General features: G+C 41.7%; 7 protein-coding genes and 1 tRNA gene. 5 read left to right on the top strand and 3 right to left on the bottom strand.

The annotated features are described in order from the left end of the window. Nucleotides 1-26: 26 nt before the first annotated feature. Together Q1A18_RS14035 and Q1A18_RS14030 are read right to left on the bottom strand one after the other, a co-directional pair. On the bottom strand, nucleotides 27-4,013 hold the full coding sequence (locus tag Q1A18_RS14035) for an Eco57I restriction-modification methylase domain-containing protein (RefSeq protein WP_299581662.1): 3,987 nt from the start codon (nucleotides 4,011-4,013) through the stop codon (nucleotides 27-29). After that, nucleotides 4,010-5,026, bottom strand: a complete 1,017-nt coding sequence (locus Q1A18_RS14030; RefSeq protein ID WP_299581659.1) for a hypothetical protein — start codon at nucleotides 5,024-5,026, stop codon at nucleotides 4,010-4,012. The genes Q1A18_RS14035 and Q1A18_RS14030 overlap by 4 nt, the downstream gene beginning before the upstream one ends. Nucleotides 5,027-7,149: 2,123 nt before the next feature. Between Q1A18_RS14030 and Q1A18_RS14025 the strand changes: the two genes are divergently transcribed. After that, nucleotides 7,150-7,791: a DUF6266 family protein gene (locus Q1A18_RS14025; protein ID WP_299581656.1), complete on the top strand. Its 642-nt coding sequence runs from the start codon at nucleotides 7,150-7,152 to the stop codon at nucleotides 7,789-7,791. A gap of 429 nt (nucleotides 7,792-8,220) precedes the next feature. Here the strand turns inward: Q1A18_RS14025 and Q1A18_RS14020 are convergent. Next, a tRNA-Arg gene (locus Q1A18_RS14020) sits at nucleotides 8,221-8,292 on the bottom strand. Between the two features lie 324 nt (nucleotides 8,293-8,616). Here Q1A18_RS14020 and Q1A18_RS14015 point away from each other — a divergent pair. The 4 genes from Q1A18_RS14015 to Q1A18_RS14000 all read left to right on the top strand — a co-directional run. After that, a complete protein-coding gene (locus tag Q1A18_RS14015; protein WP_299581653.1) occupies nucleotides 8,617-9,300 on the top strand; it encodes a succinate dehydrogenase cytochrome b subunit in 684 nt (227 codons plus the stop codon). Nucleotides 9,301-9,318: 18 nt separating this feature from the next. Next, on the top strand, nucleotides 9,319-11,256 hold the full coding sequence (locus Q1A18_RS14010; protein WP_299581650.1) for a fumarate reductase/succinate dehydrogenase flavoprotein subunit: 1,938 nt from the start codon (nucleotides 9,319-9,321) through the stop codon (nucleotides 11,254-11,256). A 24-nt stretch (nucleotides 11,257-11,280) separates the two neighbouring features. Continuing rightward, the gene (locus Q1A18_RS14005) at nucleotides 11,281-12,036 is read left to right on the top strand and encodes a succinate dehydrogenase/fumarate reductase iron-sulfur subunit (protein ID WP_299581647.1); all 756 of its coding nucleotides are present in this window, start codon (nucleotides 11,281-11,283) and stop codon (nucleotides 12,034-12,036) included. Between the two features lie 654 nt (nucleotides 12,037-12,690). Further along, nucleotides 12,691-13,263 (top strand): transposase (locus tag Q1A18_RS14000; protein WP_299581644.1); only part of this gene is annotated, 573 nt, incomplete at its 3' end.

The raw sequence follows: 13,263 nt of genomic DNA, 5'->3' as shown, positions 1-13,263 counted from the left end.
AGAAATCTACTTTTCATCCCTCTTCATTACGCCATCGGCTTGATCATACTTTCTATAAACGCCATTTCCTCAGCACTCAATTGGTACTTTTTGTACAACTGCTGGTCTATTTCAGGAATGGATTTTGTCCAATCAATGTCTGAGTTGCTGGTGAAATCTTGAACGGGAACAAACTTGTAAGTTTTTGCTGTTCCGTGCTGACTAGCTTTAGCTAAGCTGTGAAGGAATCTAGAAAATTTTGATGAAAAATACTTTGATAGATTAGCCGCAGAAGTTTCATTCAATTTTAGATTATGCCCAAGCATAATAAAAGTCTCCGTACAAATTGAACCTGGCATGCCAATAAATGTGTTTAAGTTGTCGTCATTCAATTCTGTACCAATATTATTGGCGTAGGGAGTAAATACTTTAAAAGCATTTATCAGAGAATCCTTAAAATTAAAATTACCTTTTTCAACGTAACCAACGGCCTTTGCTTTGCCATAGCAAATCAGTGGCTCTATTAAACCTTCTTTGGAAGTCTTGAAACTTTTGCTGTTGGAAAAAGCTCCATCAAGTCCAAAAGGCTTTCTTGCAGAAACGTGTTTTTCAAAGCTTTTAAATTCTGTGTGAACCTTTACTTTTTCTAAAATATCTAAAGCAATTTTATGCCTTATAAAAATATCTGTTTCTCCGCTCTTTAAAGAACGCATTATTGATGTTGGCTCTTCACCATCTCGGTGAGTAACTACTTTAGTTAGTTCTCCATTTTTACCATATCCTTTATCCCATAAGAAATAACAAATTCCACCTCGGATGTTGGTTTTTGGGAAAATCTGATCTGGATTCAAGTAATCGTGCAAAATAGCAAGCCTTTTGTCTTTTATCATAGACTCACGAAAATCATCAAGTCCTTTGCCGCCTGAATACCACCTTGTAGGCATAATCATAGATATATATTCAGGTTCAATTTTCTTGGCAATATCTACAAACTCGTTGTAAATAGGTTTTGCACTTGCTTGTGCACCACCGTCCATTTCCATATAAGGCGGATTGCCTACGATTGCGTTAAATTTCATGTTGTTGTTTTTATTTGCTTTCCAATAAGATTGTCCTTTTTTGATTTTTGCAATAAACTTTTCAGGACGTTGGGTAATTTGTCGCACCATGTCTTCAAAATAGTGCGTGTTTACATTGGCTGCTCTAAAACCTACCAAAGTGCGTTTGGTAATACTTTTTGCCATGGGAGTTTTGCAGAGTACAAACACATTTTCTGCTACGGTCTTATCCCACAATTCTTGTTGTTGCTCCACCGTAAGCGTGTTTGGTTCTTTATCGGGATATTGTTCCTTGATACGGTTTCGGAAAATGGAATACGCCACATACAAAGGATAAAGCCCCGATTTGGAATTGATTTCGAGAATATGTGCATCTGTGGCAAAAACCTCTTCGGTTACTTGACCTTGTGATGTAAAATTCGGATGTCCGATTGTTTTTTCACGGGCTTCATCCAAAAAGACATAACCGCCCAAACAGTCGCCTAAGTGCATATTCACTACACGCCAAGGCGTCAACACGGTTTCTTTGTCGGGGTTTCTGAAGGTGCCGAAAATATGGGTAATGCGCTCTATTCGTTCTTCAATCGTCACATGGTCGGTAGCACGAGCCAAAGCCCTGATGCGTTTTCCTGCAGCACGAAAAACATCCGGCTCGTAATACTTTTTGAATTTTTTAAAGGTGGCTTTATCTACGCCTTTAGGCATAAATTCTTCCCAAGATTGGTCATCCACCAAATCCGTAAAGTTGTCTATGGATATTTCTGTTTCTTCGTTTTTTACATCCGCACCGTAAATCAATAAAGGCATGCGAATAGAAATGCCACGAAGAATAGAAACTGCGGTATCACGCATTTTTTTCTGCTCATTGTACCGTTCCAAAAGTGCTTTGTCTTCGGGGCTGAGTTCTTTTTTCTTCTTCTTTTGGGCTTGTTCTATCTGCTCGTAATCTTCTTCTGTAAAACCCTGTTTGTTTACTTCTATGTCTTTGCTTTTGGGCATGGCTTTGGTGCTTCCAATCACTTTTTTAAGCCCATTGAATTCCTCTACTTCCACATCATCCAATTGCATCAATTGGTCTCTATTGTAAAGATGTGTGTCTTCAAAACCATTGTTTACCACCCGCTCGATATACACTTTCTTGAGTTGTTCGAGCATTCCATTCACATCATAATCAGTCATGCGTGAACCGTCAAAGGCGATTATGGGGCAGAAGTTCAAGAACTCACCCATAATTTTGCGGTCTTCGCCTGTGGTCTTTCCTGCCTTGGCTGAAACTTTAGCCGTTTCGGCAATGACTTTAAGTGTTCGGTCAGGCGCAAAGTCAAAAACAAAGCACTCTTCCTTTACTTTACCGTTAATAGTAGCTGGTGTTTGTACTCTAAAAATGGTTTGCATATATGCAGAAGCCGAAGTATTGTGTGAGCCTGAAAGCATAAAAACAGCCGTCCAAGCTTTTACAGAAACACCCGTAGTTAAACGTCCACAAGAAAGCGTAATGGTGTAGGTTTCATGCGGATTGTCGCTAATGGCTTTTTCTACTTTTTTAAGGGCTTCTTCATTGGCTTCCTCTTCATCACCATCACCCGCTACATTTACAATGTCAAATTGACTAAAGACAGGATGCGTTTTAAGCATGGCACTCAGTGCTTTGGCCTCTTTCACTCCTGGCACCATCCAAAGCGAATGCCTGAAATTATTACGATATTCTACTGTTGAATAGGGGTAATTGCTTTCAGTATCCGATTTACAAATAAGATTTAAGAATGAAAACACGTCTTTCTCGTGAAGAAAACTTCCCGTTTCATTCACTCTAAAAAACTCACGGAAATTAAATGCCACTTCTTCGTCAATATAGCCGTGTAGTAATTTACCAAGGTCGTAAGTGAAAATATTGAGTTTTGGCAGTGACGCATATGGGTTTGGGTCGCCAAAGTGAATTTTATCCCAATCTGCTTTGGCTTTTTGTTCCATTACATAATCCCAAGTATATATTTCTTCTTCTTGGTAATTGTCGAGCAAATTGAAAGGTGTTCCTGAAAGGTGTAACACCTTTGTGTTTTCCTTCTTAAGCTCTCTAAGCACATTTGTTCCTAGTTCAGTTTGTGTGCCTTCATGTGCTTCATCTACAATTACGAAATCCCAAGTTGTTCCAAAGATTTCATCATTTTTATTAAAGTTGCCACCTACCAATTCTGAACCTCTAAGGTCTTGCATGGATGCAAAATAGATGTACTTGGAATTTCCTTTTTTACATACTCTTTCTAGTGTGGCAAACTGATTACCTTGATTTTTTGAACCATACGAATACTGTGGCGTATCATAGAATATTTTTCCAAAGTCTTCAAACCAACCCTTATCAACAACAGGGCGATGTGTTAGAATAAGCGTTCTAGTGAATTCATGTTCCTTTACAACTTGCAAAGCAGAAAGGGTTTTTCCAAAACGCATTTTTGCGAACCAAAGCATTTCATTACTTTTTTTAAACTGCTTTATGGTCTTTTCAATGGCCTCTTTTTGTTCAGGTCTGAAAACAATTGGGTTTTGGCTTTTTGAAACTTCACTGGCATGAAGCGAATCTTTACCCTCTTTTACTGCGGTGATTGCTTTTTTAACAGTCTCCAAATCAGTTACAAACCACTCATTGGCTTTGTTTTCAATGTCAAATACTTTCTTTTTTAAACCTGATCTTGAAAGCACGTTTCTCACCTCATGATCAGAAAACGAATGTAGAACACCATTCTTTGGATAGACAGTAACTTCAGTGTAAAGTAGGTCATATGCAATTCCAGCCGTTTGAGTGTAACTATTTATCCGTTTTTTTGCAGCAGCATTAAGCTTTGAACTATTTGGTTCTAGTCCTAAAATATTCTCACTATCAGAAGTTGCTTCTCCAATTTTCAAACAACCGCTGTGCGCTGCATCATTGATGCGGAAAACATAGATTAACTTGAGTTTTAAAGATGATGTAAACTTCATTTTCCGCGATGATTTAATAGGTCAATGAACCTGATTTTTCTGCCCATTTTACCTGTTTTTGAATCTTTATTTGACCAATCCTTTATTAGAGCATATATACCGTTGTGTTTTTGGATATTACCTTTCTCGCAACCTTCGCAAAAAGTGTGTTTGGTCTCCGTTTCTCCAAAAAGATTTACGATTGTCTCCGTTTTATGGCCACAACTGTTTGGAATTACGCCTTTCAGTCCATCCATTTGCCATACATTCCAAGAAATAATGTAGGCTATATATTGAATTGATTTTAGCAATGGCTCTTTTTCAAATTTAACTGTGTAATTTTCAATAAAAGTGGCAAGCATGGCTTCTCTTGCGAGTAGTAAGCTATCGCCTTGCCATTCGAAAGCATAGGTGTTTTTGTAAGCCGTTTGAGCTGCTTTTAGCCATTCACCTGTAGAATCGACATTTTCGTTAATCACTCTCAACTTACGGTCTAAAATTCCAACTCTATTTTGAATAGGAATGAATTCTCCCGTTGTACTGTCATAGCGACTAGTGATATAAGGAGCTTCTCCACAAGCAATTTCTAACCGTGTATCTCTCACATAACCTTTCCAAGTTTTGCCTTTCGGAAAAGTGATTTTATCCGTGTTTATTTCCCAACCTTTGGTTCCGTCAGCCATCGTTCTTTCTTGATTGAAAACTCCTTCTTTTCCGAACCATGCATTGTCAATTAGGTTATTCTGCGCGTTGCATATCCAAGATGGGGTAAATACCTCTGCCATTTCTTTGGATCTGGTCTGTTGCAAAATCTTGTCTTTATGAATTCTAGGCATGATAATATTGCCGTTTTCTCCTGTAATTAATTCTGGTAAGATGTAAGCATCAGAATTGTATGGTGCTCCAAGATTTTCATAGTTGTTAGTAGCCCAAAAAATATTTTTTTGAGTTGTGTGGTCACGCAGTAGTTTATCGAGTACATCAGGGTACTGAGCGACTATTTCATTTTCTAGTATATCGATTCCAGTTCGCACCCGTTTAATTTTCTTTATTGGATATTAATAATTCCTTTTCATCAAATTCAAGCATATTTCTTATTCCATTTTCTTCAAGTATATCTTTGATTCTCTCCATTCCCGCATAAAGCTTTAGCCGCAAAAATAATCAAACATCGGCTTCTATCTCGTATTTTCAAAACCCCCTGTCCCTTCTTCTGTTTTTCTTTACAACGCAGGATTTTTATATTCCCAATCTAATGGAATATCCATTTGAAATTTACCCGTAAAGTCATTGTATAATTTCATTGCAATTGTGACTAACGTTTGCTTATCCAAAGCCCTGTGAATATATTGGTTTTATCTGGTTGTATCGTCCTTGGCAGAAACACTGGTGGCATGAGCTTAGTGTCCGCAAGCTGGTTCCTTCATTGGTTGTTGGTTTATAGGTTAACTAATTACTGTGCATAAAAATAGATATTTATTGTTTCAAAAACCAAGCTTACCAAAAACATTTACATTTGGCTCGGTTCACCTCTCACCATTCTACCCAAATAACACAGCTCTCCTCCCGCAGAACCCACGATCTCACTCTAAACAACGCAGCCATCCACTCAAAAAAATAAGCCCTGTGAAGAGTCATGCCGTTACCCTTCTACTCCTCTCCAAATCCCAGCCGAACAATCTCCCCGCAGCAAGTCGCCTATCGACACCACCAAAGCCAACCTTATGATGGCAAAGATTCACAATAACCCTAAATTACAAGGCCCTCGAATGCCATTAATTCTACCGGAAAACTACGCAGACATGGCTTAAACCGATAAAGTCTGATTCCGACAAACAACTAATAAAAGATTTGATAAAACCATACAGTCAAGACCAAATGGATTCCTATACAGTCGGCTCTCTAAGGGGAAAGAATGCTGTTGGGAATATCCCCGAAGCCAATGCAAAAGTAGTTTATCCTGAATTGGATTTTAGTCAACAAAGCTTGTTTTAATACCCGGTTTAAAGTGCCCTAATCCTTTAAAATAAGTATGCTCTGCTTCCCTCAGACCCCGAATTTTCCGGCAGATGATATAGGTGTCCACTCAAACAAAATAACGTCTCTAAAGTCGCAAAACACAAAGTCTGTAAAACAAATCAGAACACGTTACTCCTTGAGGCAAATCAATCAGAAACAAAAACTGGGCTCCGTCTGCCTATCACGTTTCTCAACCAGAATTGCCAACTCACGCCAGCCCTTCTGTTGTTTGTTTTCGTCACACTTTTTGTAAGGCTAACCCACCAATAGCACTTGGTCTTTTCGTCCCTCAAAGCCCAAAAGCTATTCCCTACACACAGAAACAAAAAGACGGTCACGCCAATGCGCCCCTGGTGTCCTTGCGCCAAAAACAAACAACCCATAGCAATAGTTACATAATCGCTTCTTATAGGAACAGCCGCACAAAGCCCCGCCAGTCCAAAGCCGTCCTATAAGTCAATTATGTAAAAATTGCCTCACCCCGCACACCCAACCAGCTTGCTTATCCGCTATCCGTCACGTACTGAAAACCTCATTGACCCCACCTCCCTTTCAGCGGTGCAGGGCATCATTGTTTAACGTCCTATGCCTGCGGTAGCTTCGCTTCTCTCCACTCCGGGCTACTCCGGCACTATACTGACGTATAACTGACCTTCGTGCCACTGCGTTGCATTCAGCTCAGCCACCTCAGCATCCCACACAAGATTGATGCCTCCACTGCGTTCCGGCTCCAACCTTGCCTTCCCAAACCTAATCTGCGGTTTGCCCTGCTTATTGTTCACCCCGTCTGTTCACCCCAGACCTTTTTCTCCTTGGCTTAATGGCCCGCTTAGGAAAGTTATGCCTCGGCTCTGAAATTGTCCAAAAGTGTTCGGCATAAACCCACATGCCACCCCACAATCTATTTATTCCGCTTCCTTTTGTCCATTTCATCCCCTCAGAATTCGGGTGCCTAAGCGTTCAATTAAGCCTACTCAGGCCATACAAGACTAAACACTTTCATCCTCAGCCTATAGCATAGAAGGGCAAGAATCAAAGTTATTTTTTATGATTAATTTTATATAGATGGTTTTGAGAAAGGTATTAAGCCATACCATCTCATTACCAAGTCCATTAAAGTAATTAAAACAGAAACAGTATGGCAGTAATCAATCAAGGAATCCTGGGTGGATTCTCCGGCAAGGTCGGAACAGTCATTGGTGGCAGTTGGAAAGGTATCGACTACATGCGTAGCAAACCTATAAGTGTAGCAAATCCCAGAACTCCTGCTCAGGTAGATCAGCGAACCAAGTTCGTAACGGTATTAAACTTCTTACAACCGCTCACTTCTATTCTTCGAACCGGGTTTAAGGACTATGCCGTTAAAATGAGTGCATTTAATGCCGCGATGTCTTACACCATTCAAAATGCCATTAGTGGTATTTATCCCGAGTATGGCATAACTTACGCTGACGCATTAGTATCCAGAGGCAGTTTAACAGGGGCACTCAATCCATCTGTTCTGGTAACAACCCCAGGGCTAATCGATTTCTCTTGGGTGGATAATTCCGGTACAGGAACAGCACTGGCAACAGACAAAGCGATGTTGGTAATTTACAATAGCGCTAAAAAGCAAGCCGTAACCATTAATGGTGGTAATACACGTGCCAGCGGAAGCCAGGAAGTCATGGTGCCTACTACTTTCACCGGTGATGAGTTGAACTGCTACATTGCATTTCAAAACGAAAACCAATCTGAAGTATCTAACAGTACTTACCTAGGTGAAGTCGTTGCTCTGTAGGTCTTAACCGTAGAGCTACTTTTAAACCGCTTTCAGCAATGAGGGCGGTTTTTTTTTAATTAAAAGCTATAGGACAGAGCACTTAAACATTTCTGCTCAATACATCCAACTTCAAATAAGATTCGTTTTAAGCCTCCCGTATTGGGGATAAATCAATTTTCTCTATGCCGGTAGGGGTAATCTACTTCTGAATATATGAACGCCCAAAATGCTGCAATACGGAGAGTAAACATATTGTTATATGATAGCCACCAATTGATTATTGGTTAGGTTTTCAAGCTTCCTGTCCGGAAATTATGATATCAAATATCCATGTTAGCCCGAAAGATAAGTTTTGCACTTTTTAGAGAATGGTTTCCAGTATGTTGCCTAAAACAAGAAAGAGAGCCGCCAATGTGCTCTCTTTCAATTGATTAAACATACACTCTGTAGTCCCGACGGGAATCGAACCCATATCTACAGTTTAGGAAACTGCTATTCTATCCGTTGAACTACGGGACCAGACTTTCTGAATGGCTTTTCTTTACGGACAGTGCTTAAAAAGCGCTACAAAAATAGAAAAAAGCAAACGGATTCAAAAAATAAAAGTTTCCTCGCCCGCAAACTGCCGAGGAGCAAAAATCCGATTTATTAACACTAATTTTACAAGTCATCTTTTCACAAAAGCCTAAGCCGGTGCTTTTTAATTACATTAATGGAGTTTCCTTCTTAGAAACGTTTTAAATTACCTATTTTTGAAGGGACTTTATTGTTGTTCACCCCTGTTAAGTCTACTTTTGTTGCACTTTTATGAGAATCATTAATTTTTAATAAAACTATTATCCTATGAGCAATTTTCTGACTACCTCAATTGGAAGAAAGTTCTTAATGAGCATTACAGGTCTGTTCCTGATGATGTTTATTATCGTTCACCTTGGCATCAACATGCTTTTAATTTTTGATGACAGTGGTGACCTTTTCAACCAAGGGGCTCACTTCATGGCGACTAACCCGGCGATTAAAATCATGGAACCGGTTCTTGCCTTGGGTTTTTTAGTACACATCATTTGGTCACTTGTTGTCACCATTCAGAACATGAAAGCTCGACCAATCGGATACAAACAGTTAAACAATTCAAAGTCGAGTACTTGGGCATCGCGTAACATGTTCATCCTGGGCTCTTTAATTTTTGTATTCCTGGTAATGCACATTATTCAGTTTTTCTGGAAGATTAAAATCACAGGCGACCCTCTGTTGGCACATGTTATGGTAGGCGGTGAAGAAATGGAAAACACTTATGCCCTGGTTGCTGGCTTGTTTAAAGAAAGTCTGATTTACAGCCTGATTTACGTTGTTGGAGGCGTGTTACTTGGACTACACCTGGCTCACGGCTTTTGGTCAGCCTTCCAAACCATTGGTTTTGCCAATACAATCTGGCTCAAAAGACTACAATTTGTAGGAACAATCTTTGCAATCATCATTGCCATCGGATTTTCCGTTATTCCTTTGTATTTCCAGATTAAGTTTTAATCGAAAAGAAAAGAAATTATGAGCATTCTAAATTCAAAAACACCCGAAGGGCCATTGGCTCAGAAGTGGACAAATTATAAAGATCACCAAAAGCTGGTGAATCCTTCCAATAAACGTAAACTGGATGTAATCATTGTAGGTACCGGATTGGCCGGAGCATCGGCAGCTGCCTCGCTGGGCGAAATGGGCTTCAATGTAAAAAACTTTACCATCCAGGATTCTCCTCGTCGTGCGCACTCGATTGCTGCACAGGGTGGAATTAACGCAGCCAAAAACTACCCCAACGACGGTGACTCAGTTTACCGTTTGTTTTACGATACAATTAAAGGTGGTGACTACCGTGCCCGCGAAGCTAACGTTTACCGTTTGGCCGAGGTGAGCAACGAAATCATTGACCAGTGTGTGGCTCAAGGTGTTCCTTTTGCACGCGAATACGGCGGCTTGCTGGACAACCGTTCGTTCGGTGGTGCTCAGGTTAGCCGGACATTTTATGCCCGTGGGCAAACTGGTCAGCAATTGCTGTTGGGAGCTTACCAGGCTTTAATGCGCCAGGTAAACAAAGGCACCGTACAAATGTACACCCGCAACGAGTTGGTAGAAATCGTCATTGTTGACGGTAAAGCTCGTGGAATTATTACCCGCGACCTGGTAACCGGAAAACTGGAACGCCACTTCGGACACGCCGTTGTACTGGCAACCGGAGGTTATGGAAATACCTTCTTTCTGTCAACCAACGCTATGGGATCCAACGGATCGGCTGCATTGAAAGCCTTCCACAAAGGTGCTATTTTTGCCAACCCTTGTATGGCTCAAATTCACCCGACTTGTATTCCTGTTCATGGCGAATTCCAAAGTAAACTGACTTTGATGTCGGAGTCGCTTCGGAATGATGGCCGTATTTGGGTACCTGCCAAGAAAGAAGATGCAGAAGCCATTCGCGCCGGAAAACTAAAACCAACAGAGATTGCAGAAGAAGATCGCGACTACTATTTGGAGCGTCGTTATCCTGCTTTCGGGAACCTGGTTCCTCGTGACGTAGCTTCACGCGCCGCCAAAGAGCGTTGCGATGCAGGCTTTGGTGTTGGTACCGGACTGGCTGTTTACCTGGATTTCAAATCAGCCATCGACCGCTTAGGTAAAGATGTGATTGAGGCCCGCTACGGTAACCTGTTCCAGATGTACGAAAAAATTGTAGACGACAATCCATACGAAACACCAATGATGATTTATCCGGCTATCCACTACACCATGGGTGGTATCTGGGTTGATTATGAATTGCAAACCAATATTCCGGGCTTGTTCGCAGCCGGAGAGGCCAACTTCTCTGATCACGGTGCAAACCGTTTGGGAGCATCGGCATTGATGCAAGGATTGGCTGATGGTTATTTCGTATTGCCATACACCATTCAGAACTACCTCGCTGACGATATTCGTACGCCACGAATGACGACCGAAGAGAAAGAGTTTGTGGAAGCTGAAAAAGCGGTAAAAGAGCGTTTCGAAAAACTGCTTAGCATTAAAGGTAACCGCTCAGTTGACAGCATTCACAAAGAGCTTGGATTGGTTATGTGGGACTTTGTTGGTATGGGCCGGAATGCTGAAGGTCTGAAAAAAGCCATCACACGCATTGCCGAAATCAAAAAAGAGTTCTGGACCAACGTACGCATTCCGGGATCGAAAGAAGGAATGAACATTGAATTGGAAAAAGCCAGCCGTTTGGCCGATTTCATCGAAATTGGTGCACTAATGGCACGTGACGCGTTGAACCGTGAAGAATCCTGCGGAGGTCACTTCCGCGAGGAATACCAGACACCGGAAGGTGAAGCCTTACGTCAGGATGACAAATTCGCTTACGTATCCTGCTGGGAATACAAAGGCGAAGATGCAGAGCCGATCATGCATAAGGAAGATCTGGTTTATGAATTCGTAGAAATGCTTCAACGTAATTACAAATAATGGCTTTTTAAAAGGAGATCAATCATGGAAAAAACAATAAATCTCACGCTTAAGGTTTGGCGTCAGAACGGTCCCAAAGAGAAAGGCCGCTTCGAAACCTACCAGGTATCAAATATTTCAACTGACAGCTCATTCCTCGAAATGATGGATATTTTGAACGAGCAGTTGGTCAACGAAAACAAAGAACCCATTGCCTTTGACCACGATTGCCGTGAAGGAATCTGCGGAATGTGTTCACTGTACATCAATGGACGTCCGCACGGACCGGATCAGGAAATTACAACATGTCAGTTGCACATGCGTAAGTTTAAAGATGGTGAGACCATTACCATCGAGCCTTGGCGCGCTGCAGCTTTCCCGGTTATCAAAGACTTGATTGTAGACCGTACGGCTTTTGACAAGATCATCAGTGCCGGTGGTTACGTATCCGTCAATACCGGAGGTGTTCCTGATGCCAACGCCATTCCAATTGCCCGTCCGGCTGCTGAAGAAGCGATGGATGCTGCGGCTTGTATTGGTTGTGGTGCTTGTGTTGCGGCTTGTAAAAACTCATCGGCTATGCTTTTTGTATCGGCCAAAGTGAGCCAGCTGGCTTTGTTGCCACAAGGAAAAATTGAAGCCAAACGTCGTGCCAAAGCCATGATCAGCACAATGGATGAACTGGGCTTTGGAGGTTGTACCAACACCGGAGCTTGTGAAGTAGAGTGCCCCAAAAGCATTTCGATCTCACACATCTCTCGCTTGAACCGCGAATACCTGAAAGCACGTTTTTCAGAATAGACTGATTATTGACTGGGGACTTTAAACGCTCCAATCAATTAAAATAAACTTAAAGAGGCTGTCCATTTCATTTTGGACAGCCTCTTTTTCTTTGGGCTAAACGGATGCCGTGTTGGCCCCGCCCCAGGATAACGGATGCATGGTGATTAAACGATAGTCATGAGTACCCAGAAGGCCGAGAGCACCACAGTTGTCGGTTGTCCGTTATCAGTTTTCCGTTCATGCCTTCTTCTCCCTAGCTTCTCTTGTCTAAAATCTAATGTCTATTATCTGTTATCGGATACTCAGATTGACGGATTTTTATAACGTTCATGGGTGTATAAGTACATGAGTTCTCCTTCTACCTACTGCCTTTTTCCTAAATATCTTGCTTTCCCGGGGGTGCGCTCGCTGTGCCCCGGGTTGAATTGATCAAAGCCTTTCAGGTTTTGGGGGTCATGCGTTTCCGGCTTTCTTCTGGCTGCTGCCTGCTTACTTTAACCTTCTTCCTTTCTCCTTTAGCCTTGTCTCTTGTCTAAAATCTAATGTCTATTGTCTGTTATCGGATGCTCAGATTGACGGATTGATGGAGACTTCGAAGAGAGCAGTCATCTTGAGAGTGTTCAACTAACTGTGTCATGTAAACAAAAATGAATGTTTTAAAATTTACATGATATGGGAAAAGAAAAGTTTGATTACGAGAAGTTCAAAAAAGAGGCGCTTGAAGGGCTTAAGTCCGGCAAAGGGATGAGTGGTCCGGATAATGTTTTATTGCCTTTATTTAAAGATTTTCTGGAAGGGGCCTTAGATGGCGAGCTGGATAATCATTTAAAGGATTCAGAAGAGTCGAATCGTCGTAACGGGCATAACCGCAAGACGCTCAAAACCGATCAGGGGAGTTTTGAGTTGGAAACTCCACGTGACCGTAACGGTGATTTTGAACCGGAGTTGATCCGCAAGCGCCAGACTGTTATTGGAGAAGCTTTTGAAAACCGCATCCTGTCGCTTTATGCCAAGGGGCTGAGTTATGCCGACATTCAGGGGCATTTGCTTGATCTGTATGGCATGGATGTTTCGGTGGGGAAATTAAGTGCCATTACCGACAAGGTTATTCCCTTGATTCAGCAATGGCAGGGACGTCGTTTAGAAGCCGTTTACGCCATTATTTGGCTGGATGCGATGCACTTTAAAGTTCGGGTGAATGGGCAGGTCATCAGCAAGGCGGTTTATATCATCTTGGGGCATACC

It is taken from the genome of uncultured Sunxiuqinia sp. (assembly GCF_947495665.1).
Taxonomy (GTDB): Bacteria; Bacteroidota; Bacteroidia; order Bacteroidales; family Prolixibacteraceae; genus Sunxiuqinia; species Sunxiuqinia rutila.
The sequence above is the reverse complement of the archived record's forward strand: the minus strand, read 5'-3'. Positions and strand labels throughout refer to the sequence as shown.

What these genes read in the sequence shown, in the direction of transcription:
- Q1A18_RS14025 (WP_299581656.1), top strand. Translation starts at nt 7,150, where the DNA reads ATGGCAGTAATCAATCAAGGAATCCTGGGTGGATTCTCCGGCAAGGTC.
- Q1A18_RS14015 (WP_299581653.1), top strand. Translation starts at nt 8,617, where the DNA reads ATGAGCAATTTTCTGACTACCTCAATTGGAAGAAAGTTCTTAATGAGC.
- Q1A18_RS14005 (WP_299581647.1), top strand. Translation starts at nt 11,281, where the DNA reads ATGGAAAAAACAATAAATCTCACGCTTAAGGTTTGGCGTCAGAACGGT.
- Q1A18_RS14010 (WP_299581650.1), top strand. Translation starts at nt 9,319, where the DNA reads ATGAGCATTCTAAATTCAAAAACACCCGAAGGGCCATTGGCTCAGAAG.
- Q1A18_RS14035 (WP_299581662.1), bottom strand. Translation starts at nt 4,013, where the DNA reads ATGAAGTTTACATCATCTTTAAAACTCAAGTTAATCTATGTTTTCCGC.